The organism is Pedobacter sp. KH_004 (assembly GCF_057840755.1).
Window position 1 is genome coordinate 5316495 of sequence record NZ_CM174519.1, and the last position, 26816, is coordinate 5343310.

The 26816-nt window shown below is 37.0% G+C and carries 26 protein-coding genes and 2 tRNA genes; 18 read left to right on the forward strand and 10 right to left on the reverse strand.

The features are described from left to right. Positions 1-61: 61 nt before the first annotated feature. The 3 genes from AC3ITD_RS22985 to AC3ITD_RS22995 all read right to left on the reverse strand — a co-directional run bounded on the left by AC3ITD_RS22985 (position 62) and on the right by AC3ITD_RS22995 (position 3228). Positions 62-1126, reverse strand: coding sequence for an efflux RND transporter periplasmic adaptor subunit (locus tag AC3ITD_RS22985; RefSeq protein WP_489362942.1), 1065 nt, complete (start codon positions 1124-1126; stop codon positions 62-64). A 2-nt stretch (positions 1127-1128) separates the two neighbouring features. Beyond that, positions 1129-2469, reverse strand: coding sequence for a TolC family protein (locus AC3ITD_RS22990; RefSeq protein ID WP_265799312.1), 1341 nt, complete (start codon positions 2467-2469; stop codon positions 1129-1131). Between the two features lie 153 nt (positions 2470-2622). Beyond that, on the reverse strand, positions 2623-3228 hold the full coding sequence (locus AC3ITD_RS22995) for a TetR/AcrR family transcriptional regulator (RefSeq protein ID WP_489362943.1): 606 nt from the start codon (positions 3226-3228) through the stop codon (positions 2623-2625). A gap of 170 nt (positions 3229-3398) precedes the next feature. Here AC3ITD_RS22995 and AC3ITD_RS23000 point away from each other — a divergent pair, with 170 nt between their 5' ends. From AC3ITD_RS23000 to AC3ITD_RS23015, 4 genes are all read left to right on the forward strand, one after another. Continuing rightward, a complete protein-coding gene (locus tag AC3ITD_RS23000; RefSeq protein ID WP_489362944.1) occupies positions 3399-3839 on the forward strand; it encodes a sterol desaturase family protein in 441 nt (146 codons plus the stop codon). Positions 3840-3883: 44 nt separating this feature from the next. Further along, the gene (locus tag AC3ITD_RS23005) at positions 3884-4324 is read left to right on the forward strand and encodes a hypothetical protein (RefSeq protein WP_489362945.1); all 441 of its coding nucleotides are present in this window, start codon (positions 3884-3886) and stop codon (positions 4322-4324) included. 73 nt (positions 4325-4397) lie between these two features. Continuing rightward, a complete protein-coding gene (murB, locus tag AC3ITD_RS23010; protein ID WP_489362946.1) occupies positions 4398-5414 on the forward strand; it encodes a UDP-N-acetylmuramate dehydrogenase in 1017 nt (338 codons plus the stop codon). Between the two features lie 128 nt (positions 5415-5542). Next, complete coding sequence (locus AC3ITD_RS23015) at positions 5543-6073, forward strand: RNA polymerase sigma factor (protein WP_265799307.1); 531 nt, start codon at positions 5543-5545, stop codon at positions 6071-6073. Between the two features lie 461 nt (positions 6074-6534). Here the strand turns inward: AC3ITD_RS23015 and AC3ITD_RS23020 are convergent, their stop codons facing one another. Continuing rightward, the gene (locus AC3ITD_RS23020) at positions 6535-8016 is read right to left on the reverse strand and encodes a phytoene desaturase family protein (RefSeq protein WP_489362947.1); all 1482 of its coding nucleotides are present in this window, start codon (positions 8014-8016) and stop codon (positions 6535-6537) included. A gap of 156 nt (positions 8017-8172) precedes the next feature. Between AC3ITD_RS23020 and AC3ITD_RS23025 the strand changes: the two genes are divergently transcribed. The 4 genes from AC3ITD_RS23025 to AC3ITD_RS23040 all read left to right on the forward strand — a co-directional run bounded on the left by AC3ITD_RS23025 (position 8173) and on the right by AC3ITD_RS23040 (position 11747). Further along, positions 8173-8664 (forward strand): hypothetical protein, encoded by a 492-nt coding sequence (locus AC3ITD_RS23025; protein WP_265799305.1) that lies wholly within the window; start codon positions 8173-8175, stop codon positions 8662-8664. Next, positions 8664-9350, forward strand: coding sequence for a lycopene cyclase domain-containing protein (locus AC3ITD_RS23030; RefSeq protein ID WP_489362948.1), 687 nt, complete (start codon positions 8664-8666; stop codon positions 9348-9350). The genes AC3ITD_RS23025 and AC3ITD_RS23030 overlap by 1 nt, the downstream gene beginning before the upstream one ends. Positions 9351-9508: 158 nt before the next feature. Then, positions 9509-9742 (forward strand): cytochrome b5 domain-containing protein, encoded by a 234-nt coding sequence (locus tag AC3ITD_RS23035; RefSeq protein ID WP_489366738.1) that lies wholly within the window; start codon positions 9509-9511, stop codon positions 9740-9742. A gap of 139 nt (positions 9743-9881) precedes the next feature. Next, positions 9882-11747: an LTA synthase family protein gene (locus AC3ITD_RS23040; protein ID WP_489362949.1), complete on the forward strand. Its 1866-nt coding sequence runs from the start codon at positions 9882-9884 to the stop codon at positions 11745-11747. A gap of 257 nt (positions 11748-12004) precedes the next feature. Here the strand turns inward: AC3ITD_RS23040 and AC3ITD_RS23045 are convergent, their stop codons facing one another. From AC3ITD_RS23045 to AC3ITD_RS23055, 3 genes are all read right to left on the reverse strand, one after another. After that, on the reverse strand, positions 12005-12685 hold the full coding sequence (locus AC3ITD_RS23045) for an aspartate/glutamate racemase family protein (protein ID WP_489362950.1): 681 nt from the start codon (positions 12683-12685) through the stop codon (positions 12005-12007). 115 nt (positions 12686-12800) lie between these two features. Next, positions 12801-12877: transfer RNA gene (locus tag AC3ITD_RS23050), tRNA-Asn, on the reverse strand. Between the two features lie 81 nt (positions 12878-12958). Further along, a tRNA-Asn gene (locus tag AC3ITD_RS23055) sits at positions 12959-13035 on the reverse strand. A 145-nt stretch (positions 13036-13180) separates the two neighbouring features. On the opposite strand from AC3ITD_RS23055, the gene AC3ITD_RS23060 reads away from it, so the two are divergent. The 6 genes from AC3ITD_RS23060 (at position 13181) to AC3ITD_RS23085 (ending at position 17240) form a co-directional block, all read left to right on the forward strand. Continuing rightward, a complete protein-coding gene (locus AC3ITD_RS23060) occupies positions 13181-14101 on the forward strand; it encodes a PfkB family carbohydrate kinase (protein ID WP_265800068.1) in 921 nt (306 codons plus the stop codon). Positions 14102-14402: 301 nt separating this feature from the next. Next, positions 14403-14846: an Hsp20/alpha crystallin family protein gene (locus AC3ITD_RS23065; RefSeq protein ID WP_489362951.1), complete on the forward strand. Its 444-nt coding sequence runs from the start codon at positions 14403-14405 to the stop codon at positions 14844-14846. A gap of 56 nt (positions 14847-14902) precedes the next feature. Next, the gene (locus AC3ITD_RS23070) at positions 14903-15190 is read left to right on the forward strand and encodes a hypothetical protein (protein ID WP_489362952.1); all 288 of its coding nucleotides are present in this window, start codon (positions 14903-14905) and stop codon (positions 15188-15190) included. Positions 15191-15244: 54 nt separating this feature from the next. Then, positions 15245-15775 carry a DinB family protein gene (locus AC3ITD_RS23075; RefSeq protein ID WP_489362953.1) on the forward strand — a complete coding sequence of 177 codons (531 nt, stop codon included), beginning with the start codon at positions 15245-15247 and terminating at the stop codon, positions 15773-15775. Positions 15776-15849: 74 nt separating this feature from the next. Further along, positions 15850-16275: a DUF1801 domain-containing protein gene (locus AC3ITD_RS23080; protein ID WP_489362954.1), complete on the forward strand. Its 426-nt coding sequence runs from the start codon at positions 15850-15852 to the stop codon at positions 16273-16275. 80 nt (positions 16276-16355) lie between these two features. Beyond that, a complete protein-coding gene (locus tag AC3ITD_RS23085; RefSeq protein WP_265800061.1) occupies positions 16356-17240 on the forward strand; it encodes a DUF808 domain-containing protein in 885 nt (294 codons plus the stop codon). Here AC3ITD_RS23085 and AC3ITD_RS23090 read toward each other — a convergent pair. Further along, complete coding sequence (locus AC3ITD_RS23090; protein ID WP_489362955.1) at positions 17232-17984, reverse strand: response regulator transcription factor; 753 nt, start codon at positions 17982-17984, stop codon at positions 17232-17234. The genes AC3ITD_RS23085 and AC3ITD_RS23090 overlap by 9 nt on opposite strands. Positions 17985-18105: 121 nt before the next feature. On the opposite strand from AC3ITD_RS23090, the gene AC3ITD_RS23095 reads away from it, so the two are divergent. Next, positions 18106-18750 (forward strand): DUF1349 domain-containing protein, encoded by a 645-nt coding sequence (locus AC3ITD_RS23095; protein ID WP_489362956.1) that lies wholly within the window; start codon positions 18106-18108, stop codon positions 18748-18750. 252 nt (positions 18751-19002) lie between these two features. Continuing rightward, positions 19003-20538 carry a SulP family inorganic anion transporter gene (locus AC3ITD_RS23100; protein WP_489362957.1) on the forward strand — a complete coding sequence of 512 codons (1536 nt, stop codon included), beginning with the start codon at positions 19003-19005 and terminating at the stop codon, positions 20536-20538. Here AC3ITD_RS23100 and dinB read toward each other — a convergent pair whose 3' ends face one another. Both dinB and AC3ITD_RS23110 read right to left on the reverse strand, forming a co-directional pair. Then, positions 20539-21639 (reverse strand): DNA polymerase IV, encoded by a 1101-nt coding sequence (dinB, locus tag AC3ITD_RS23105; RefSeq protein ID WP_489362958.1) that lies wholly within the window; start codon positions 21637-21639, stop codon positions 20539-20541. A 91-nt stretch (positions 21640-21730) separates the two neighbouring features. After that, the gene (locus AC3ITD_RS23110; protein ID WP_265800056.1) at positions 21731-22090 is read right to left on the reverse strand and encodes a response regulator; all 360 of its coding nucleotides are present in this window, start codon (positions 22088-22090) and stop codon (positions 21731-21733) included. Positions 22091-22402: 312 nt separating this feature from the next. Here AC3ITD_RS23110 and AC3ITD_RS23115 point away from each other — a divergent pair, with 312 nt between their 5' ends. Both AC3ITD_RS23115 and AC3ITD_RS23120 read left to right on the forward strand, forming a co-directional pair. Further along, positions 22403-23428: a LacI family DNA-binding transcriptional regulator gene (locus AC3ITD_RS23115; RefSeq protein WP_489362959.1), complete on the forward strand. Its 1026-nt coding sequence runs from the start codon at positions 22403-22405 to the stop codon at positions 23426-23428. Positions 23429-23849: 421 nt separating this feature from the next. Next, entirely contained in the window at positions 23850-26816 is a 2967-nt protein-coding gene (locus AC3ITD_RS23120) for a SusC/RagA family TonB-linked outer membrane protein (protein ID WP_489362960.1), read from the forward strand.

Here is a 26816-nt window from a genome sequence, read left to right on the forward strand (position 1 = left end):
CTGGCCGGTTTTAGCGCCCAGCGTTTAAGCCCGGAGCTTTTTACTTTTTACTTTCGATGTTTTACTTAATAACCGTAACTGGTGTGCCCTCGTTCAAGTTAATTTGGCCACTGGTAATTACCGTTTCACCTTCTTTTAAGCCATCTATCACCTCTACGTTTTCACCCAAAATACGCCCTGAAACTACTTTACGAGTTTGAGCTGTATTTTTAGCTTTATTTAAAATATATACTTCATTGCTACTTACGCTACCTACGAAAGCTGTACGCGGTACCAAAATAGCTGGCGCTTGTTTAGGGAATTTAAAAACCGCTGAACCATACATGCCGGCTCTTAAGCTATTTTTAACATTGTTTGTTACTTCAACTTCGATAGGAAAGTTTAAAGTTTCATCAGCTTTAGCAGCAATGAAAGTTACTTTACCTGTAAATTTATCCTGTGGAAAGACAGAAGATTGAATTTGAACTGCATCGCCAATTTTTAAGTTAGCCACCTGGCTTTCATTAACGTTCACTTTCAACTTTAACTTTGAAACATCTACGAGTTCAAATAATTGAGTTCCTGGTGCTACAACAGCGCCAACTTCGATCATTTTTTTGTTTACAATACCGTTAATTGATGATCTAATGTTAGCATCATTTAACTTACGTTGTTGTTGCTGTAAACGAATTTTAGCATTCTGAGCAGTTAAACGTGCCTGATCTACCTGTTGTTGAGTAACACCACCTGTTTTGAAAGAGCTTTCATAACGTTGTAAGTCTTTCTGAGCGTTTTGATAAGTAGCTTCGGCGGTTTCTCTATCCGTATTTAAAATCTCAGCATCAATTCTAGCCAACACTGTTCCTTTGCTTACACGGCTACCTTCTTCTACAAAAATTTTGCTTACACGACCAGAGTTTTCTGCCATAAAGTTTAACTCTTGATTAGCAGCGAAAGTACCATTCGCCGTAAAATCCAGGTTAATTTCTTTCCGCTCAACTGTAGCGGTTTTAACAGCAACAGCGCCGCTGCCCTTCGCGATAAATGCTGTGGTTTCTTCTGCCTTTTTCTTGTTGTTTGTTAAAACATAAGCAATTGCGCCAAGGGCAACAATAACTACAACAATGATGATAATTATTCTTTTCATTTTTATTGTACTAGCGATTTAATATTTCCGTTTGATTTTATTAATTGTATTTCGGCTATTTTATAGTTTAATAAAGCCTGGGTATAACTGTTTTGAGATGATGTAAGTGAATTTTCTGTGTCCAATAAATCAGTTAAAGAAGCCAACCCGTTGTTATAGTTATTTTGAGTGCTTTTGTAAATTTCTTGTGCCAACTCTACGTTTTTACGTTGTGAGTTGATGGTATTCAAGTTATTGCGAAGTTGAATTTTAGCATTTTCGTAAGCCAGGTTCAATGAGTTTACCGATTCCTTTCTGTCTTCTTTTGCTTTTAAAATCTCAACATTTGCCTGGCGAACTTTTGAACGCGTTAAAAAACCGTTAAAAATTGGAACACGTAATGTCAAACCTATTGCCGATGCTCCGTAGCCAATAGCTGCAGCATTCGAGCTCAAAAAATCAAAACCATCACTCTGACTGGAATAAGTATAGTTGCCTGTTAATGCCAACGAAGGATAATATTCTGCCAGATAAGCTTTACGCTGCAAGCTAAGTAGTTTATCCTGGGTGTTGAGCAATTTAACCTCTGTTCTGTTTGCCAAATCAACTGAATCAGTAAAAACCGGCAATTGTGTAACCTGTGTTAACTCGGTTACCGGCAATTGGATAGGTGTGCTTACTGGCATCCCCATCGAAAATTTAAGCTGATTTTCCAATTGAACAATCGCGTTAACCACTTGCTCTCTTTGGGTATTTAAGTTGGTTAAATTTACACTGATCCGATCTACATCAATTTTTCGTGCCAACCCATTTTTAAACTGGTTGGAGATTACTTTCTCAACTGTTTTAACATTTTTGATGTTGGTATCTAATACATTTAATTGTTGTCTGTTCACCAAAACCTGATAATAGTTATTGGCAACCAATTCAATTATCTGTTCTTCGGTTAACTGTGAGGTGAGGTTGTAATACTCTTCGCTGGAACGAGCCGCTTGCAAGCCTGTAAAAACCTGTTGGTTAAACAATTGTTGCGAAAGTTGTACGCCAGCATTAGAATTCCAGTTTTGTCCTAACTTTATAGCTTGTGCCTGACCACCGAAATCGGCAACTAATTGCCCAATGATTGGGTTGTAGGTTAAGCCAGCAGTACCAGTAAGTTGAGGTAAAGCCTGTGCCCTTACTTCTTGTACTTTGTATCGTCCACCTTCAATGTCGAGTTTCGCTTTGCGAACACGGGCATTATTTTGAAGCGCGTAGGTTAGCGCATCTTTTAAGGTAACTTGCTGTTGTGCAGTTACCAGTTCAGGTAAAGCCATGCCTATTAACAGGATGAGCATTAATTTTACCATTTTTACTCTAAGCATAATATATTGATTTTGTTTTTTGGGTTCTTATTTTTAGTATCGAGTAATTATTATAAAGTGTCAATACGTAATTCCAGTTTTTCATACTTGGCAATCGAAATATTTGTTCTTTGCTCCTTACTCTACACTCGTTGTTCTTTACTCCTTATTCTTTTAGCACTTCAATCCTTTTGTGAAAATTGACGAAAGATCTTTCTGCTTTTGGCTCATCTTATTTAATGCTTTCTTATCAGGGAAAATATCTTTAGCCGTTTCCATCACACACATGGTGGTTAAACCCATCAAGCTTTCTAAGTATAGCTCTGCAATATGAGCTACGTCTTCATGGTCTATTTCACCTTTTTCTTTTGCACTACCGAAAACCTTTGCGAAAAAATCTTTTTCAATATCTTTTAATTCATTCAGCTTGGTTTTAATCGATTCATCGTTTAATAAATCTGGAACACCCTCCGCAATTTTTAACATGTAATATTTTTGGAAAAAGGTATTTCTAACATCTATTGTATTTACCAGTATGGTCTCTAATCCCAGTTCGGGATTGTACTTTTTTTGTATGGCCTCAAAAAATTCGTTAAAAATCTTCTCAATCACACCAAGAATCAAGTGTTTCTTATCAGGGAAATAATAATAAAGAGAGGGTTTGGAAACCGAAAGGTCATCAGCAATATCGTTCATAGTGGTTTTTCCAATACCGAAATGACTAAATCTTTTTATAGCACCCTCAATAATCTGTTCTCTCTTTTTATCAGCTACAACCATTTTACTTTTCTACTTTCTGACTTTTTTAATATTTTAGTCAAAAATAGATCAATATTTTTAAATGTTAATCATTTGATTAAAAATTGAATATTATGTTACAATGTTATGACACTTAAAAGTGTTTTTAAATGATTTATTGGATAATTTGCAATTCTTAGCTAAGCTTTAGAATGACTGTATTTTTAAGCATCTTGATAGTAATCTGTACCATCGTTGTAATGGAATGTGTTTCGTGGTGCATCCATAAATACCTATTTCACGGTCCGCTATGGTTTGTGCATAAAAGTCATCACCAAAAATCACACTCATTTTTCGAATGGAACGATTTATTTGCCTTGCTTTTTGCGGGCCTGTCACTTTACTTAATGTTTATTGATAAAGATGTTTTTGGCTATCGTTTCTTTATTGGGTTAGGAATTAGTGTGTACGGCGTAATCTATTTTATCATCCACGATTGGTTTGTACATAGAAGATTTAAAACGTTTAAGAGTGATAATGGCTATCTAAAAGCAGTAAGAAAAGCGCATAAAATTCATCACAAAAATCAAGGCAAAGAAAAAAGCAGAGCCTTTGGGCTACTGTTTGTGAGGAAGGGGCTATTAAATAGCTGATAAATTTTGGCAAGGTGCTTGTTTCCAACTTGTAAACTTCTTTTATGAAAAATATATTCCGCCTCTTTGCAATTTCAATACTAATATTTTCCTGTACAAAAAAAACAGATAAAGATCGAGCCATAGATTTGGTTGAATCAAAATATGAAAACGCTGAACAGAAACTGAATTTTAAAAATGCAAAGCTAGATAGCCTTTACAATATCTCGCCAAAAGCTTACGCTGATAGCCTAAGTAAAGGCCATCAATTAGATTCCACATTGGCAGTTTTGGAAACTGAGATTGAGCATTTACCTCAAGCCGAGTCAGATAGCGTGGGTTTAGTAAGTGCAGCGCTGACAAAACAACGTTATCGGTTGCTCGAATTGGCAAAAAATAAACCAAAGTTTCTAGGCTGGACGCTATCGCGTGTAAAAATCGAAGGTTTAGACAGAGAAAGCATCAGTTTCAATTTTGATAAAGCGATCACTCACATCGTGGAGTAAAAAAAACTGCTTTTAATCCATTTTAAAATTTCATCCCTTTTTATTTTACTTTTGTGGCAAATACAAATTAGATATGCTTCACATTCAAGAAAATATTTCGCTTAAGCCATACAACTCTTTCAGTATCGATGTTAAGGCAGACTATTTTGCGGAGATTTTTTCTGAAGCAGATTTAAAAGCCTTATTCGAGAACGAGCTTAGTAAATTGCAGAAATTATTAATCATCGGTGGTGGGAGCAATGTGCTTTTCACGCAAGATTATCTGGGTTTAGTGATCAAGATCAGCATTAAAGGAATCGAATCAACAGCCGATGGCGATAATATACTCGTTACTGCTGGTGCTGGCGAAGTATGGAACGATTTTGTAAACTATTGCATAGAAAATAACTTTGCAGGAGTAGAGAACCTAAGCTTAATTCCTGGAACGGTTGGCGCTTCGCCCATTCAGAATATTGGCGCTTATGGGGTAGAACTTAAGGATGTTTTTGAAAGTTGTACCGCATTCGAAATCAAAACCGGCGAAATCAAAACCTTTAATTTCAGTGATTGCCATTTCGGTTATCGCGAAAGTATTTTCAAGGCGGAGTTAAAAGGTCAGTTTATTATTACCTCAGTAACTTTCCGCTTATCTGCACAACCAAAAATAAATACCTCTTATGGCGCTATCAAGGTTGAGCTTCAAAAGAGGGCGATAGAAAATCCAACCATTGCCGATGTTTCTTCAGCGGTTTCACATATTCGGGTTAGTAAACTTCCCGATCCGTCTACGATTGGCAATGCCGGTAGCTTTTTTAAAAACCCGGTAATTGAGAAGTATGAATTTGCCGATGTGGTGGCCAGACATCCGGATGTGGTGCACTATCCAACACCCGATAACAAAATCAAACTTGCTGCGGGCTGGTTGATAGAGCAATGTGGCTGGAGAGGCAAAGTAGTTGGCCAAACCGGCACCTGGAAAAATCAGGCCCTGGTATTGGTTAATCATGGAAATGCAACAGGTTCGGAAGTGTATAATTTTTCTGAACAAATAATAGACAGTGTAAAGTCTACTTTTGGAGTCACTCTGGAAAGAGAAGTAAATATTCTGTGACGGAAGCAACCTTTAGCACGGTTTTGCTGTTTTAGTTCCGTGCCAAAAAAACTTGGTATTAAGTTTGTTTAGTAAAAAACAATGAACATCAATTCATTTGTTTTAAATCTTACCTAAAGCTAAATATCATGACAAAATTTGAATTCAATCATCTGGTTAACCATCACTCAGTTTCACTTAGATCTTATGCTTTAAATTTTACCAAAGATGCCGAAGATGCAAATGATCTTGTTCAAGATACGATGCTCAAAGCCATCACTTACTACAACAAGTTTAAAGAAGGAACAAATTTAAAAGGATGGTTGTTTACGATCATGAAAAATACTTTCATTAACAACTATCGTCGTTTAGTAAAAACAAATACTTTAATTACACAAAGTGAAGATATTTCTTCGGCTAACCTTTCTTATAGCGCAACCAAAAACCAGGCAGAAAGTAAATTCGTACTTGGTGATATTGATAAAGCACTTGCTCAATTACCAGAAGAATATTACGTTCCTTTCATTCGTTATTTCGAAGGTTACAAATACCACGAAATTGCCGATATGTTGCAGATTCCGATTGGTACTGTAAAAACCCGTATTCACGTGGCGAGAGGAATTTTGAAAAAATATTTAAAAACGTATTCTAAAAATATTGCTATTGCAGAAATGGCATAACTGATATTTTTCTGAAAAGAATTACAAGTCTCACCGAAAGCTGAGACTTTTTTTTGTCCAGTTTTTTGGAGCGCAACAATTAGAACTCTTTTGTAAGTGAGTCCCCGCTTTCCGTACAAGTCCTCGCTTTTTCCACTACACCGTCACAAGCACAGCTCTGAGCTTCTCTTACAACAGGGGTTAATGTTTAAAATGAACTGCTATTGGCAGGAGTTGCAGACGTTAAAAGTGTAGAAATTATTGCTGTTCGAACGATTTTTTGTAAAAGCAAAAGGCCCGGAAAATATCCAGGCCTTATTGCTTATCATATATTTGGTTAGTTGATTCTTATGGTTGCTTTCAACAATTTGCCTTCTCTCTCTATTCGAAACAAATGCAAACCTCAAACAATATTGCGTTTAAAAGGTTATTTGCAGTGTTTTTGTTTTGTGGATATAAAGATAAGGGAAATTTTAAGTTTGTCAAGCTTTTTTTAACTTTTTTATTATTTCTTTTGCTGCCACTTGGCCAGATATGATTGCAGGTGGCACTCCAGGGCCTGGAACCGTCAATTGCCCGGTGTATAACATGTTTGTTACTTTGCTCTTCATTTTAGGTTTTAAAAATGCTGTTTGTTTCAAAGTGTTTGCTAAGCCATAAGCGTTGCCTTTAAATGCGTGGTAATCTTCAACAAAATCATTCATGGCATAACTTCGCTTAAACAAGATGTTTTCTTTGATGTCATTACCTGTTAAAACCTTAAATCGTTCTAACAATAAATTAAAATACTCCTCACGCTTATTGTCACTGTCTTCCAGGTCGGGTGCAATGGGGATAAGGAAAAATAGATTCTCAAAGTCAGTAGGAGCAACGCTTGCATCAGTTATCGAAGGACAACAAGCATAAAACAAAGGTTTTGCGGGCCACTTTGGTTTCGTATAAATTTCTTCAGCATGTGCATCAAAATCCTCATCGAAAAATAAATTATGGTGAACGATATTGTTTAATTTCTTATTTAAGCCAATATAAAAAAGCAGGCAAGAAGGAGCCATTGTTCTCGATTGCCAATATTTTTCATCATAGTTGCGATAAGCCTTGTCCAATAATTTTTGATCTATATGATGATAATCAGCGTTGCCAACTACAAAATCAGTAGTAAAGTTGCCTTGATTGGTTAAAAGTTCCTTTGCAATTCCATTCTCTACGCTAATTTTATTTACTTCGGTATTGAACAGGAATTTCACACCTTGTTGCTCCGCTATGCTTTGCATTGCTTCAACAATTTTATGCATGCCACCAATTGGATACCAGGTACCCAAAACTAAATCAGCGTAGTTCATTAAACTATACAATGCTGGAGTGTTTTGTGGAGTAGCACCTAAAAATAGTACAGGAAACTCCAAAAGCTTCCGAAGCTGCTCATTTTTAAAAAGCTGATGCACGTGTTTGCGCATATTACCTAAAAGCTGCAGTTTAATCCCGCTAATTGCCAAACGCGGATCAAAATATTCCATCACACTGTGTGAAGGTTTGAATACATATTCATTCATTCCTACATCATATTTGTACTTGGCCTGTGCTAAAAAAGAATCGAGGTTTTTAGAACTCCCAGGTTCGAATTTTTCAAAAAGCTCATATAACTCTTCAAGAGTAGCAGGTACATCTATAGTTTCTTCTTTGCCAAAATAGATGCGGTAAGATGGATTCAGCCTTTTAAGCTCATAGAAATCGTCAGTTTTCTTGCCGAATATTTGATAGAAATTTTCAAAAACGTCAGGCATCCAGTACCAGCTAGGCCCCATGTCAAATAAGAAACCATCTTTACTCCAGGTTCTGGCTCGGCCCCCGGCCATTTCATTTTTTTCAATAACAGTAACATCGCAACCATCTTTAGCCAATAATGCTGCGGCAGATATTCCTGCGAAACCGGCACCGATCACGGTTACCTTTGGTTTTTTATCCATGGTGTAAATAAAGCGATTTTTAATGATTTTGTTTTGATCAGCATGCTTTTCCCTTGTCGATAGTCAACAAAAATACGAAAGTATAAAACCATTCGCTTTTCTTACCTTTGCTTATACATGATAAAACTGCGATTTTTTTTTCTAACCTGTTTTGCATTGATAAACGTTGCAAAAGCACAGCTTTCTCCAAAAGAGATTGCAGTTTTAAAAACCGATTTGGTTAAAGCAGTAGAGAATGAAGCATTAACGGATTCGCTGTTTAAAAAACTCAACCGGTTACCGAATAAAACCGCGTTAACCGTTGCCTATGCGGGTACTTTAGAAGCGTTGAAAGCTAAACATACCTGGAACCCCTATAATAAAATTAAATATGTTAAAGGTTCCCTGAAAACCATGCAAAAAGCAGTAAATATGGACAAAGAAAATCTGGAAATCCGTTTTATGCGCTTTTCGATTGAGCACTTCACCCCAGGCTTTTTAGGGCTTAGTAAAAATCTAAACACCGATAGGAAAGAAATTGTTAAGCATTACCAGAATCGTAATTTTGGTGTTGCAGATGACGCCTTAATAAAAAATGTAGCCCGGTTTATGATTGATAGTAAGCGTTGTACCGCCGAAGAAGTTAAAACATTACAGAAATACATATAATGAATTACGTTTACCTACTCATCAATATCGGAGTAATTTTATTTCCCCTTGCCTTGTCTTTTGATAAAAAGGTTCATTTCTATAGCAAATGGAAATTTATCATACCCGCTATCCTCATTACCGGGGTTGTTTTTTTAATCTGGGATCTGTTGTTTGTGAAGCTTGATGTTTGGTCTTTCAATCCAGATTACCTCGTGGGTATTTATTTATGGGGCCTGCCACTGGAAGAAATATTGTTCTTTCTCACCGTTCCTTACGCCTGCGTATTTATCTACGAATGCCTTAACGCGTATTTTCCTAATAACAACCTGCAAAAATATAGTTTGGCGGTAAGCCATGCCGTGTTGGGTATCTGCTTTGCATTTTTATTTTTCGGTTACACCAAATGGTATACGTTAATCAATTTCGGTTTTCTATTCGTTTTATTGTTCGCAGTAGAGTACGTCAACCAAAAATACAGGTTCATGTTCAAATTTTATCGGGCCTATTTAGTTGCGCTGATCCCTTTTTATATTGTGAACGGTTTTTTAACATCCATCCCGGTGGTGATTTATAATAACAATGAAAATTTAAATTTCCGCGTTGGCACTATTCCTTTTGAAGATCATTTTTATTTAATGGGTTTGTTGTTAATGAACATTTATTTATACGAGCGATTTAAAAGTAAAGCCTTACAAACGGGATGATACGTTTAGGAAATGAAATTTTTTTACATCTTGGGTCAGATCGTCCCTCCATACGCTATAGCTCCGGGAAGGCCGGAGGCTGACGCTTTTGTCGGGTTAAAAAACAAGGGCTTGTGCAAGAACAAAACTACAGACAACCTCGAAATGTACACAAATTGATGGAGCTACCGATTTATACGAAACAACAATTAGCGTTAAAGAACGGGCAAGATAAGCCGCAGATTTGGGTTGCATACAAAGGTTTGATTTACGACATGACTGACAGTCGGTTATGGCGAAACGGTAAACATTACGAGCATTGGGCTGGGCAAGATTTAACCGACGAATTACCTGATGCACCACATACCGATGCCGTCTTCGAAAAATTTACTCCTATTGGAAAAGTTGGCTAAATTAAAATTCAGTATTTCTTCACACTTTAAAGTTAGCTTTGGTTAAATAACCAAACAAATGCCCCCAAAGCCGACTATTTTTAAAAAAATAAATACCTTATTTCAATACCGCTATGGACCCATACTAATATCCCTTATTATGCTTTGCGCTGCTTCACTACTGACGAGACTTGTTCTTTTAGTAGCTTCCGCGGCATCTTTTGAGTGGACCGCATTCAATCTGATAAAAGTGTTTGTAATTGGCCTACTCTACGATTTGGCTGCCGGATCTTATGCAATTATTCCGTTGGTGCTTTATCTATGGCTATTTCCATCTCGCTGGTATAGCAAAGGGTTGAATCGCGTATTGCTGATCAGCTATTTTTTTATTGTGGTGACAACACTGTTTTTCAATGCCATTTCGGAATGGTTCTTTTGGGAAGAATTTTCTGTGCGTTATAACTTTATTGCCGTTGATTATTTGGTATACACTACCGAAGTGATCGGAAACATCAGGCAATCGTATCCAATAAACACCATCGTCGCTGTACTTTTAATTCTATCTTTAGCCGTAACCTATCTTTTAAGAACAAAAATATGGGCTTCGACAAATGTTCCAATGCGTTTTGCAAAGCGTTCGAAATTTCTCCTTTTATTTTTGATAGCGCCACTCTCTGCTTATTTTCTAGTTAGTCATAATTGGAAAAATCAAAGTCGTAATCAATATGTTAATGAACTTTCGGGAAATGGCATGTATGAGTTTGGGTTTGCTTTCTGGCATAATCAATTAGAATACAATACTTTTTACAAAACAGTTTCTATTAAAAAGGCGTTAAACATTGTTGGCAAAGACCTGGCATTTATACCAGTAAGTACAAGAGAGCTTAATACGTCGAGAGCTATAAAATCTTTTTCCGCAGAAAAAAAGATGAATGTGGTTTTAATCAGCGTAGAGAGTTTAAGCGCCGAGTTTCTAGGCTGTTTTGGCAATACGCAAGGTATTACACCAAATCTCGATTCAATAGCCAAACACGGACTTTTATTTACCAATCTTTATGCTTCCGGAACACGAACTGTACGTGGCTTAGAGGCATTATCACTTTGTATTCCACCAACTCCCGGGCAATCTATTATTAAACGGCCAAATAATAAAAATCTTTTCACACTCGGAAGTCTATTTAAATCGAAGGGCTATAGCAGCAGGTTTATTTATGGCGGTTATGGTTATTTTGATAACATGAACGAGTTTTTCTCTCAGGATGGCTATGAGGTTTCTGATAGAAATGCGTTGCGTAAAGAAGAAATCCATTATGAAAATACCTGGGGCGTAGCCGATGAAGATTTATTTACGCTTTCCATGCATGAATTGGACAAAGATTATAGGAGCGGAAAACATTTCTTTGCACACATTATGACCGTTTCAAACCATCGGCCATATACATATCCAGGCGGAAAAATAGATATTCCATCGCATACAGGAAGGGAAGGTGCAGTTAAATATACAGATTATGCAATCGGGAAATTTATCAATGAGGCAAAACTTAAACCCTGGTTCAAAAATACGTTATTTGTTATCGTTGCAGATCATTGTGCATCAAGTGCGGGCAAGGTAGAGCTTCCGGTAGATAAATATCATATCCCGATGATCATGTTCTCTCCGGCGATTATTAAACCTGGTAAGTTTGAGAAATTGACGGCTCAAATTGATATTGGTCCATCCATCCTTGGGTTATTAAACTTCAACTATCACAGCAAATTTTTCGGGCAGGATGTTTTCAAAATGAAAGATGATCAACAAAGAGCGTTTATAAGTACATATCAGAGTTTAGGTTACATCAAAAATAATAAGCTTGTAATTTTAGATCCCAATAAAAAAGTAACCACATTTATTCCTGATTTTAGAACTGGAAATGCTATATCTATTCCTTCAGAAAACTGGTTGACAGAAGAAGCAATTGCAAATTATCAACTTGCGGCCTATCTATATTCTAACCATGGATATCAGTTTAGTGGAAGTAAAGAATAGTTCTACCATAATTGCAAAAGCTACGCCTGGCAGATTGGTTTGTGTAATTTCAGATCTTATGATGTTATCAGTGGATATGCAAATGAGGCCAAAAAGGCTCAATTCCATTCAGGGTACATGTTCTCCATTTCAAAAAAATCTTCAAAACAATTTTGGTAAATGCTACAATACCGAATACTCAACGAAAGCAAAAGCTACCAAACCTCGATCTGAACAAGAGAAGGCTGATTGATATCAAAACCGACAGCCTTATGGTTTTACGAAACGATATAATCAACAATTGCTTGCGAATGTATTTTTGTAGTATCAAACATGGGGATATCAAAGTCGTCCTGATTGATAAGCATAGGGATTTCTGTACACCCTAATATGATACATTCAGCGCCACTGTCTACAAGTTCTTTTATAATAGAGATGTAATTGATTTTTGTTTCCGGATTGATAAAACCTATCCCTAACTCTTCTTTTAAGGTTCGTTGAATGTAATCTCTGGTTTCCTGCTTTTTAGGTATGAGAACCTCCAGTCCATACGTTTCTAGTTTGTCTCTGTAGAAGTTCATTTCCATTGTGAACTTTGTAGCCAATAGGCCTACTTTTTTGTACCCAGTTTTATTAATCGCTTTTGCAGTTTCTTCTCCAATGTGGATGATAGGCAGTCCGATTGTATCCTGAAGTTTATCTGCAAAAAGATGGGCCGTATTTGCACATAAAACAATACTTTCCACCCCGGTATTTTTTAAGCTTTTGCAGGCACCTATTAATAATTCATAAGAATTATCCCAGCCTGCGGATTGAATGTCGCCAAAATTCAAGGAATAGATGATGCATTCTGCAAAGTTCAAGCGGCCAAGCCTGGCATTTACCCCCTCGTTAATGAGTTTGTAATAATCCATTGTTGATACCCAGCTTATTCCGCCAACCAGTCCTATTTTTTTCATAGAAATATTTATTGCCAATATTAACTTATTTCAAGCGCCTTCAACAGCCGCTTGATTATTAGAATTTCTAAAACAAGAAAGCCTCACCGGGCATGGTAAGGCTTGTTCTTGATATTGGCTCCCTCTGCTGGGCTCGAACCAGCGACCCTCTGATTAACAGTCAGATGCTCTAACCAGCTGAGCTAAGAAGGAATATTATTCTTTTTGTATTCAATTTGCCAAAATCCTTTGGCAATCATTTCATAAAAAATCCCCACATTGCTGTGAGGATGTTGGCTCCCTCTGCTGGGCTCGAACCAGCGACCCTCTGATTAACAGTCAGATGCTCTAACCAGCTGAGCTAAGAAGGAGTGCTGGTTGTTTCCTAAAACGAGGTTCTTTATGCTTTGCAGCTTATCAGGCCTTGTTCGTTTTGGGAATGCAATATTAGGGCTTTTAAATTATTTATGCAATATTTGCAGTGAAAAATTTTTAAAAAAATTCAAAATAAAATATATGAGCCTGATAATCATAGGTACTGTAGCTTTCGATGCTATTGAAACTCCATTTGGAAAAACAGATAAAATTGTTGGTGGCGCCGCAACGTACGCAAGTTTAGCTGCATCTTACTTCTATAATAAGGCGAAAATTGTTGCAGTAGTAGGTAATGACTTTCCACAATCTGATATAGATAGTTTCAAGGAACATGGTATTGATACCGAAGGCTTACAGGTAAAAGCGGGTGAAAAGTCGTTTTTCTGGTCTGGAAAATATCATAACGATATGAACAGCAGGGATACCTTAATTACTGAGCTGAACGTATTGGAAAATTTCGATCCAATTATTCCGGAGAGTTATCAGGATTGCGACTACCTAATGTTGGGCAATTTAACGCCGCAAGTTCAGCAAACGGTAATCAAACGTTTAAGGAATCGCCCGAAATTAATCGTGATGGACACCATGAACTTTTGGATGGATATTATGATGGATGACTTGCTGGAAACCATTAAATTAGTTGATGTTCTAACGATTAATGATGCAGAAGCCCGTCAATTGTCTGGAGAATATTCTCTGGTTAAGGCTGCCAAGAAAATTTTGGCTATGGGTCCAAAGTACCTGATTATTAAAAAAGGAGAGCATGGTGCATTATTATTCCATGAAGATCAGATTTTCTCTGCACCTGCATTACCATTGGCAGAAGTATTCGATCCAACAGGTGCGGGAGATACATTTGCAGGCGGTTTTATTGGCTATCTCGCTAAAGTTGGTACCATCAATTTCAACAATATGAAAAATGCTATTATTTATGGCTCTGCCCTTGCATCATTTTGTGTAGAAAAATTTGGTACCGAAAAATTATTGAATTTAACAGAAGAAGAAGTGGCAGCAAGAATACAACAGTTTGTGGAGTTGAGCGCATTTACCATCGAAGCTTAAGTTTCAAAAATCACTATTTAAAATTTGTTGCAGAAGCCTTTTCTTTAGAAGAGGCTTCTGCGTTTTAGTACCACTCTATATTATTGAGCGAAGAGACTCGATATGCCTTTTAATAGCTAGCCTAAATGCATTTTTGGCATTGCGACTGAAAATTTTTCACTTTTTATGAAAATTTTTCAGCTAAACCCGGGCAGAAAAGGTTTGGCATTTGAGTTGTTTAATGTAGTCTGAGCATTTAGCTCAAGAGTTTAATTAATTATTTAGTTTTTTAGTCATTAATAAATTTAAGGAGGAAAAACCTATGACACTGGTTAAATTTAATTCGGAAAACAACAAAAAGACCAATTCAATGCCGGCCTTTAACAATGTTTTTGATTCGATCTTTAACGATACATTCTTCTCTGATCGAATGGTTACAAGAGTGCCTGCTGCAAATGTTAGCGAGTCTGCAGATCACTTTCACATCGAACTTGCTGTGCCTGGCCTCGCCAAAGAAGATTTCAAACTGAAACTTGAAGGCGATGTTTTGTCTATCTCGGTAGAGCAAAGTCACCAAGATCAAAGGCAGGAAAGAAGTTATGCAAAGCGGGAGTATAGCTATAGTTCGTTTGTGAGAAGCTTCACCTTACCAGAAAGTGCAAACGCTGATCAGATTCAGGCGAAATACGATAGCGGAATTTTAAATATTGATATTCCAAAAAGAGAAGAAGCTAAAATGGTTACCAGAAAAATCGAAATTCAATAATTAGCACTTAATAATCAGTTTAGAGCTGCCTGTAATGGCGGCTCTTTTATTTTGATATGGAAACTAAGTTCGAAATATCATTAAAGTTCAAACTGTGTAAAGGTATTGAAGAATACGGATGCTTTCAGGTTGGTGCCAATGAGCTTTTTGCAAAGGAATTGTTTAACATGTTGGAAGGAACCGAAAACATCACAAAAGAGTCTATTATGTTAATTGATTTTATTAAATGGGAAAGAGGCATCCCTTTTCCGATTAATGCCAAACATTGCACCTATGATCAACTCGCGACCAATGTGAAGTTGATCACAAGGGAATTGTTTAAGCAGCATCAGTTGGCTCATTGATTTAATTCTTTTATTCCATCAATACTCCATATGTTTGAGTATAAATTCGACAAAATGAAAATAATTAAACAATCCTCTTTGCTAGTGCTGTTGATGTTTTCCATCGTAACAGCTAAAGCGCAAACTGCTCTTGAAAAAACCGTTGCCGATTGGGAACGAGCCAAAACTTACACAAAAGAATATTTAGATGCCATGCCTGAAGGCTCTTTTTCTTTGAAACCCACGCCTCAAATGCGGTCTTTTGCCGATCAGTTTTTTCACCTTGCTGATGCAAACTACGCATTCGCATCGGCAGCTACGGATGAAAAGAGTCCGGTAGCGATGGGTGGTTTAGAGAAAGGCACCGATAAATCGAAAGCAACGGTAACAAAAGATGTTTTAGCAAGCTACGACTTCGTCATTGCTGGTATTAAAAAAATGTCCGCCGAGAAGCTATCAGAAAAAGTAAAACTTTTTGGGAAATTCGAAATGACCCGGGAAGATGCACTGAACAAATGTTTCGAGCACCAAACGCATCACAGAGGACAGGGAACTGTTTACATTCGTTTGGCTGGTGCAACTCCGCCTGCCGAAAAGTTATTTTAGCATTAGAATGGGGCGAATAAATTGCCCCATTTCTTTTACAATACTTTTGGAAACTATTACCTGTAAATATAAACATGGCTCGGAAAAAAAAGCTTGCAGAAATTAAAACAAAACCAACACAAGCCAGTGTGGATGAATTTATTAACAGCATCGATGATGAGCAAAAACGTGAAGACAGCTTTACTATTTCGCAAATGATGAAGGATGCCAGTGGTGAAGAGCCGGTATTGTGGAGCAGTGCGATTATTGGGTTTGGGAATAAACAAGTTACCAGTGCGGCAACGGGAAGAACAGTAAACTGGCTGCGGATTGGGTTTTCGCCACGTAAGGCAAATTTATCGTTGTACCTTACTGTGAATTATGAAAAACATTTGGATCTGATGAAAGAACTTGGAAAGCACAAAGCCGGAGCAGGTTGCCTTTACATTAATAAGCTTGATGACATAAATTTAGATGTATTACGAAAGATTATAAAACTATCGCTCCATAATTTAGTTTAAGTATTCGGATTAATGTTGTACAGTATATTCGCTCAATTCCGAAACGAATTTCTATTTTGCGGCATAATTATTAGATACAAATGGCTTCAGGTTTTTTTGCAATTTTAGATGATATAGGTGCTTTAATGGATGATGTGGCCATGGCTAGCAAGTTGGCAACCCGCAAAACCGCAGGCATATTAGGGGATGATTTGGCTGTTAACGCTGAAAAAGCCACTGGTTTCTTGGCGTCGAGAGAAATTCCGGTACTGTGGGCCATTACAAAAGGATCATTTTTGAATAAGCTGATCATTGTTCCTATTGCGTTATTGCTTCAGGCATTTTTTCCGGTTGCCATCAAAGTGATCTTGGTTTTAGGTGGCTTTTACTTAGCTTATGAAGGAGTAGAAAAAATTATCGAATTCTTTTTTCATCGATCAAAGCCAGCACCGGTGGCTGCTGCTGAAGTTAGACAAAACGATGCTGAAGCAGAAAAGGCGAAGGTTAAATCGGCGGTATTAACAGATTTTATCCTTTCGATAGAAATCGTGATTATTGCGCTTGGAAGTGTTTTAGATAAATCATTGGCGATACAAATTCTGACGGTGTCAGTTGTAGCGATATTGGCAACCATTGGAGTTTATGGCATTGTTGCTTTAATCGTCCGCATGGATGATGCTGGCCATAAATTAATAAAACGCTCCAACGATAAAGGTTTTTGGGCATCTCTGGGGCATTTATTGGTTAAAGCTTTGCCAATCATTATAAAAACGTTAGCTGTAGTGGGTACCATTGCTTTGATTCTGGTTGCAGGAGGGATTTTTGTTCATAATATTGAATTTATGCACCATGTTCTGCCAAACCTTCAATCTACGATAAAAGAATTTGGAGCGGGGATAGTGGGTGGTTTAATTGCTGTTCCTGTAATGATGGTGGGCAAAAAGCTAATCGGTCTGTTCAGTAAAAAGCCAGCAGTCTCAAAATAATTCAAGCGTTTCTGCAACTCTGCAAGCTTCCAAGGCACTCGTCACGTTTAGTTTTTGAAAAATATTTTGGCGGTGGCGGTTTATCGTATTAATGCTCAATGAAAGTTTATCGGCAATTTCTTTACTTCGTTTTCCGTGTTTAATCAATTTTAGAATTTCCTGCTCCCTGCTGGAGAGTAGGTTGGAAAGATTCCTGATCTCGTTGTCTATCACTTTTCCCGTTTGTTTATTCACGATTAAACCACTCGGAATACTACATTCCGGATGGTCATATATTAAGTTGTAAAGACATAGCGCCAGCCAAACATTACCATCAGTGGCGTTTGCGATATAAATTAGCCGGTGCTTCAGCATCACATATTTTCCCTCCCTATTTTTTGCTCTTAACCTGGTAATTACTTCATAATGGTGCCTTTCGTCCAGGCTAACGGACTGAATCATCCTAAAGAATTGAAATTCTAACTGGTATTTTTTAGTCAAATCTTCCGGATGAACTTTGCTTAATAGTTCATCTTCCCAAATGGAATTGATTTCATCTTTTTGCTCGGAAAGGCCGAGGTCTTTAGCAATGGAATTATAAAAAATATAACTTTTCCTGCTCTTCAAATCGCTTAATACGCTAATCCCGTTCTCAAGTTTACTGTACATTTCAGCAATTGCCTTAGCCTGCTCAATTTGTAAATTCTCACTTGCATTACCTTTAAAGGTTTGCCCTAACAGTTTTATGTCAAGTAAATTTCTCATTGCTTCTCAAAGGTAATGGTTATTTTTCACCATTGAGCGATAGGGAAATCATAGATAACTTTGAGCTTCCGGTTGGATAGACTCAGGTTTAGATGCAACCTTAAAAATGATAAGATTAAGAATGAAAAAGATACTATTAGCCATCTGTATGTTGGTAAGCCTAAATAAATTACAAGCCCAAAATTTAAATAATATGCAATGGTTTAATGAGCCTGAGAAGTGGTCAGTGAAAGATAATAGCTTAATGATGCAGGTAACTCCTCAAAGCGATTATTGGCGCATTTCGCATTATGGTTTCACTGTAGATGATGCTCCGTTCTACTACGGCACTTATGGTGGTGAATTTGAGGTAAAAGTAAAATTAACGGGAGATTATAAAGCTCGTTTTGATCAGATGGGTTTAATGATTCGCATTGATCATCAAAATTATATCAAAACAGGAGTGGAGTTTGTAGATGGAAAGTTTAACGTGAGCACTGTAGTCACTCACCAAAAAAGCGACTGGAGTGTTCTACCACTTGAAAAAGTACCTCCATTTATTTGGGTTAAGGCAGTAAGAAGGCTCGATGCTGTTGAGATTTTTTACTCCCTTGATGATAAAAATTATATCATGACCAGAAATGCACCATTACAAGATAACACCCCTGTTATGGTTGGATTAATGGCTGCCAGCCCGGATGGCAATGGTTTTGAAGCAAAATTTGAAGCGTTTAAGGTTAAACATTTGCCAGATCAGAGACGACTTGGATGGTTAAAAAATCATTAATAATAGGTGATGATAAACATTTGTTTACAGCCCACTACATAAGTTTAGAGGCTTAAAATCAACGCAAAGTTGTATTAACGGTATTTACAATCTTTTTGTTTGGGGCCATATCGGGATAATTTATAGTACTTTCTTCTGGTCGCGTTCGAAAAGGATTTGCAAGGAAGGGTTGAAGCAAATCAATTAAGCAATATCATTTATTATTATCGATTTCAAGATAAAAGCTGATATTTGTAGCTTCAAAAAACAGCAATGAAACCCTACCTGCAGCTATTCGACTTCTCTAAAAAAATAAATTATAAAACAGAGATTTTAGCAGGACTTACTGTTGCGATGACGATGATTCCCGAATCTTTGTCATTCGCCATCTTAGCAGGTTTCCCACCTTTAACAGGCTTGTATGCAGCCTTTATTATGGGGCTAGTTACCGCAGTTTTTGGCGGTAGGCCGGGCTTGGTATCAGGAGGGGCCGGAGCAACCGTAATTGTACTCATAGCTTTAATGAAGACCCATGGCATAGAATATGTATTTGCTGCTGTTGCTTTTGCGGGAGTAGTACAGATCTTGGTTGGCCTTTTTAAACTTGGTAAATTTGTAAGACTCGTTCCTCAGCCTGTAATGTTTGGCTTCGTAAATGGGCTGGCCGTAATTATTTTTATGTCGCAGCTAGAGCAGTTTAAAACAATTGTCGGCGGCAACACTACTTGGTTGAGCGGACCGGCACTTTACACCATGTTGGGTTTAGTTGCCCTAACGGTGCTTATTGTTATTGTCTTGCCAAAATTTACTAAGGCAGTTCCATCCTCGCTAGTCGCTATTATTGTTGTATTTGTTATCGTTCTCGTTTTCAATATAGATACCAAACTGGTTAAAAATATTGCTTCGGTAAGCGGGGGGGTTCCACCTTTTCACATTCCTAAAATCCCTTTTGATTTAGATACTTTGAAAATCATCTTTCCTTACGGATTAATTATGGCTGGTGTAGGTTTAACAGAAGGTTTGCTGACTCTAAATTTAGTTGATGAAATTACGGAAACCAAAGGCAATGGAAACAGGGAAAGTATTGCTCAGGGAATTGCTAACATTACCAATGGCTTTTTTACAGGTATGGGCGGATGCCCGATGATTGCACAAACGCTTGTAAATCTATCTGCCGGAGCAAGGGCAAGACTTTCGGGCACTATTGCAGCATTAACGATTTTACTTATTATTCTTATCGGTGCGCCGGTTATTGAGCGAGTACCAATGGCAGCATTGGTTGGCGTAATGATGATGGTTGCCATTGGCACATTTGAGTGGATGAGCTTTAAGGTGATCAATAAAATGCCAAAACAAGATATTTTTATAGGAATCTCTGTGGCAGTGATTACGGTTTGGCTCCACAATTTAGCCTTGGCCGTATTAATTGGCGTTATTATTTCTGCTTTGGTATTTGCCTGGCAGAGTGCAAAACGGATAAGGGCTAATCAATTTAAAGATGAAGATGGTGTTAAACATTATGAAATTTATGGTCCTTTATTTTTTGGTTCCGTAGCAAATTTTAACGATCTCTTTGAAGTGTCTAATGATCCTGAGTATGTAGTAATCGATTTTAAAGGCAGTAGAATTTATGATATGTCTGGAATCGACGCATTAAACAAACTGACTGAAAAATATCGGAATGCAAATAAAAAACTTCATTTGCAGTTTTTAAGCGAAGATTGTAAACGGTTACTTAAAAATGCTGAAGATATTATTGAAGTCAACATCATCGATGATCCTCGTTATAAAATCGCTAGGGAGAAATAATTAGAAATCGAATTCTAGCTGACTATTTTCTAGTTTTTCTTCCGCCATGTCATCATAAAATCGAGATAGCGTAATTCCCAGGAGTCTTATCTTTGCAAAGCCAATATTGGCCTCATTTAATAAGTTGATGGCTTCGTTGTAAATGGTTTCCGCTTTATTAATTGAGGCAGGAAAAGACCTGCTTCTGGTAATAATTTTAAAGTCTTCAAACTTAATTTTTAGTGTAACAGTTTTGCCTTTTAGCTGATATTTTTCTAATCGCTTCGCTACGGTTTCGCTAATCTGTCGAAGTAAATCATGCATTACCGCATCATCATTGGTATCTTCAGATAAAGTATCTTCGGCACCTACAGACTTTGTTTCCCGATTTGCTCTTACCGGACGATCATCAATTCCCCTTACAATTTTATAATAGAACCTGCCCGATTTCCCAAATTGGGCTATTAGTTGCGCCTCACTTAGCTTTTTTAAATCAGCACCGATATTGATTTGCATTGCTTTCATCTTAGCAGCCGTTACTTTACCCACGCCAAAAAACTTTTCTACAGGTAACTTCTCCATAAAAGCTTTAATTTTCGACGGACCGATAAAAGTCAATCCATCTGGTTTGTTCATGTCTGAAGCAACCTTCGCCACAAATTTACTTACCGAAACACCCGCCGATGCGGTTAAATTCAATTCATTTTTTATGGCGTCTTTTATTGATTTTGCAATGTCAATTGCAGAGCCTATTCCGAGCTTATCTTCGGTAACATCAAGATAGGCTTCATCTAAAGATAAAGGCTCAATAATGTCGGTGTATCGGCTAAATATTTCTCGGATGGCTTTCGATGCGGCTGCATAAGCATCAAAACGGGGGTACACAAAAATCGCAGTAGGACAAAGCTGATAGGCTTTGCTGCAAGACATAGCAGATTTAATTCCGAACTGACGAGCTTCGTAACTGGCAGTTGCAACAACGCCACGGCTGTCGGGTTTGCCGCCCACCACAATAGGCTTGCCTCTATATTCCGGAACATCTCGTTGCTCTACGGAAGCATAAAATGCATCCATATCAATATGGATTATTTTTCTTAAAAGAGATAGATTTTGATCAGACATGTAATGCCTAAATTTCGGAAATTTAAACTTGATAACAGCATATTTCTGGAGCGCGTAATCTGGCAATTCTAGTTCACCTTAAGGTATGACTTTAGTTCAATAGGAAGTCAACCTTATTGAGCAGCGAATCCATTTCAAACGGTTTTTCCATGAAATCGTTGGCGCCGGCATCCAAAGCAGATTGACGGATGTCTCTACTTGCTGAAATCATTAAAATGGGTATTTTTTGATATTGAGGATCACTTTTAAGCAATTTGCAGATATCGCGGCCATCATGTCCACTCATCCAAATATCCAACAGAATTAAGTCTGGTTTATTTTTAACGGCCTCGAAAACTGCTCCGCCATCGTAAGTAAATTCTACCTCATAACCCATTACTTCTAATATCATCGTCACTGCATCTACAATCCCTTCATCATCATCGGCGATGAGTATTTTCTTAGTTCCCATTGACGTAAATTTTTGCTATAGTGATTTATTTAAATGTGAGGATAAAGATGATAATTAAGTATAGTATTAATACTGAATTAGAGGTTTTTGTTTTCAAAAATCGCAATTTATTTTGATATAGATTAGCCTGGTTATCGATAATTTTAGATTAGTTCACCCACATCGTAACAAATTGGTTTTTTATTGCTCAAATGTTTTTATACGCTTATCAGAATAAGAAACTAGAAGTTTTGAGCAGTTTCATTTATCTATTTCGATATATTATAGATTATATTTACAACGAAAATTCAATTACATAGGTGAGTAGCCAAAATGGATAGCATTAATATTAAGAAGTTAGCTGAGGCTTTAAATTTATCTACTTCGACTATTTCTAGGGCGTTTAGAGATAATAGTGACATCAGCATTGCTACCAAAGAACGTATTTTGGCAAAAGCCAAAGAACTGAATTATCAACCTAACCATTATGCAAGCAATCTAAGAGAGCAAAGAAGCAAAACCATTGCAGTAATTGTTCCCGAATTAGCTAATAATTATTTCTCTCAAGCCATACATGGTATTGAGCGGGTGGCTAGGGAAAACGGTTATCATATCTTAATTTATGTTACCGATGATGATTATAAAAAAGAAGTCAATTTTATTCGCCACCTACATAATGGCCGGGCAGATGGCATAGTGATGTCGGTTTCTGGTGAAGCCAACGATCATAATTACCTCAATAAATTCGGTGCGCAAAGGCTACCTCTGGTTTTCTTTGATAGAATTTATGAAGATATCGAAACGCCAAGAGTAATCACCAACGATTATAACAGTAGCTTTTTGGCTACTGAGCATTTAATTGAGCAAGGTTGCAAACGGATTGCCTATTTGGTGGTAAACAAAAGTTTGTCTATCGGAAAAACCAGGATGCAGGGCTACATTGACGCCCTTGCCAGATACCAAATTCCGTTTGAAGAAAATTTGATTGTAGATTGTAGCAACAGCTACGAAGAAAACAGTGTGATCATCAAAAATGCGTTGCAGCAATTGCAACCAGATGGTGTTTTTACCTCGGTAGAGCGTTTAGCATTTGCTACCTACTATGCTTGTTACGATTTGAATATTAGTATCCCAAACGATTTAAAAGTAATCAGCTTTTCTAGTCTGGAAATCGCACCATTACTAAACCCATCTTTAACAACGATTACACAACCTGCAACAGAAATAGGGGAGCAGGCGGCCAAGTTGCTTTTCAAAATATTGGATGATAACCAGGATAAAAATCTCTTTACAGAAGTTGTTTTGGAATCGAAAATTATCAAAAGAAATTCTACAGCAATTGGGAGCAAAAAAAGCTAAAAAACAGCGCTTAATTTTGGTCTGAAATTTTCAATTTTTTTCTTCACTTAGTGTAAAATAAGCAGAATTCGGCATGATTTTCGGGAACGTTCCCGAAAACGACCAGTGTTTTTCTCCTTCATTTTCGGGAACGTTCCCGAAAAACCTCTTGAAAACAACTTAGTGTAAAAAGTACACTAAAATTTATCAAATTAATTTTTTAAACATTTGATTTATAGACGTTTAAATTTTATAAATCGCGATAATTTGTGTTCGTTTATTAATCAAAAATAAAATTTATGTTAAGTTTTCCCTTTATTTTTTATCGCTTAAAATATATTTTTTAAATAAATTTTGAAATCTCATTAAGTGCTGTAAATTAGGCCTATGTGTAAATCACTATAATATTTAACCAAATTATATACTTAAAAGAGCTTCGAATATGAAAGTATTTTACCTGTTAAAACAGGGGCTTTTAGTGCTGTTAGTTTTTTCAGCATTAATCGTAAAAGCACAAACCGGATCGGTATCCGGAAAGGTGCTTGATGAAACCGGCCAACCTTTACCCGGTGCTTCTATTGTTGTAAAAGGAACAACAAGAAGTACCTCAACCGATGTTAATGGTGTTTTTAAATTAGCAGGCTTAAGCAATGGTGCTGTAACTTTATCTGCAAGCTTCATTGGCTATCAAACGCTTGATAAGCCAGTTACTGTTTCAGCTAATGCCACTGTTAATTTCCAATTGGTGCCCGATGCACAAAAATTGAATGAGGTTGTTGTAATCGGTTACGGTACTGCCGAAAAGAAAAACTTGACTGGTTCAATCACTACAGTAAGTTCAAAAGACTTCCAAAAGGGTGCAATTACTACACCAGAACAATTAATTCAAGGTAAAGTTGCAGGTGTAAATGTAATCTCAAACAGCGGTCAGCCTGGTGTTGGAAGTACAATTCGTATCCGTGGCGGGGCATCACTTAACGCCAGTAATGATCCGTTAGTAGTGATCGATGGAGTTCCATTCAGTGGAAACACAATCGACAATGCGCCAAGTCCTTTATCATTAATTAATCCTAATGATATTGAAACATTTACAGTATTAAAAGATGCAAATGCGACGGCTATTTATGGTTCAAGAGCATCAAATGGAGTTATTTTAATTACCACTAAAAAAGGTAGTGCTGGTGCTCCGGTAATTAATTTTAGTACCAACAATTCTATTGCGACAGTAATTAAAAATGTTGATGTACTTTCTGCTGATCAAGTCCGTGCTTATGTAAATGCCAATGGTAGTGCCTCTCAAAAAGCATTATTGGGCACTGCAAACACAAATTGGCAAGATGAAATTTATCAAAGAGCCTTTACAACTGATAACAATTTAAGTATTGCAGGTTCATTCAAGGGTGTTCCTTATCGTGTTTCGGCTGGATATTTAGATCAGGATGGATTGTTAATTACCGATAAACTTAAGCGTGGAACAGGTTCAATTACTTTGTCACCGAGATTGTTTAACGATCATTTAAAAATCGACTTGAACGTGAAAGGTTCATTAACTGATTCTCATTTTGCAAATGGCGGTGCAATTGCGAACGCCATTCAATTTGATCCAACGCAGCCTGTAAATGTGAATAACAGCTACGGCAATTACTACGAGTGGACACAAGGTACGGGTGCTGATATGGTTCCAAATCCAAATTCACCTCGTAACCCTGTTGGTTTAATCAGATTACAGGACAACAATGGCCATGCCGCTAGAAGTGTTGGTAATGTTAAGTTTGATTATTCTTTCCATTTCTTGCCAGAATTGCATGCCAACTTAAACTTAGGTTATGATGTATCTAAAGGTTATGGCTCAATCAGAGTTCCAACATTTGCTGCTCAAAGTGCTTCAACTCAAGGATCTTTCTCTCGGGCATTAAGAACTGGGAACGATAAGTTTTCTGAGTTTTATTTAAACTATGCTCATACTGTAGAAAGCATTAAAAGTAGATTCGACGCAACTGCTGGTTATGGGTATTATGATATCTCAACTACAGGCTACAATTTTACAAATTATACAGGCACAGGTGTTCCGCTTGTAACTCCAGTATTTCCCTTTTCTGTTGAACGAAACAAGCTACTTTCCTACTATGGAAGGTTAGTTTATACCTTAGCTGATAAATATATTCTTTCTGGTACAATGAGAGCTGATGCATCTTCAAAATTTGCTGAAAATAACCGTTGGGGTTATTTCCCATCAGCAGGTTTTACCTGGAGAATTATTGGTGAAAATTTCTTAAAGGATAGCAAAGTAATATCTGATTTAAAACTAAGATTAAGTTACGGTGAAACGGGTAACAAAGATGGGATCGGTAACTACGATTACCTATCTAAATATTATGCCAATACCAATACTGGTCAATACCAAATTGGCAACACTTTTTATAACTATTACGCACCTGCAGGTTATGATCCAGATTTGAAATGGGAATCAACAACCACCTATAATGCTGGCTTAGATTATGGTTTTTTACAAGGAAGATTGTACGGTAGTGTAGATGTTTACTACAAAAAAACCAAAGACTTATTAAGCACAGTAACTATACCTGTGGGAACAAACTTTAGCAATGTATTAACAACGAATGTTGGAAATATGGATGTAAGAGGTGCTGAAGCTAGTTTAAACTTTGTAGCAATTAAATCTGATGATATCAATTGGGATTTTGGAATTAACGCTGCTTATAACAGAAGAAAGGTTACTAACTTAACTTTAAATCCAAATTCTGGTTTTAAAATCGATGCAGGAGATATTACTGGAGGTACTGGTGTTCACTTAAAATACAACGCAGTTAATCAAATTCCGGGTTCATATTTTGTTTACAAACAAGTTTATAATGCCAACGGAAAACCACTGGAAGGTGTTTTTGAAGATTTGAATGGTGATGGCGCAATTACACCAGATGATCAGTATTTTTATAAATCCCCTAATCCAGATTTTACCTTTGGCTTCAATACTTCGTTTAGTTATAAAAAATGGACAATCAATACCGTGTTAAGAGCTAATATTGGTAATTATGTTTATGATAACGTGGCATCAAATTATGGTGTGAGATCTAATATTCTTACTTCGGTAGGTGTAATAAATAATGCAAGCACCGATTTGTTAAATACAGGTTTCACTGCTACGCAATTTCTAAGTGATTATTATATTAGAAACGCATCGTTTCTTAAAATGGATAATTTGGGGCTGGCGTATAATGTTGGTAAATTATCTAAAAACGGAAATACCACAATGCGTATTTCAGCAAACTGCCAAAATGTTTTTGTCGTATCTCAATACAAAGGGCTTGATCCAGAGTTAGTAACAGGTATTGATTATAATCTTTATCCTAGACCAAGAACATATACTTTAGGCTTAAACGTTGGCTTTTAA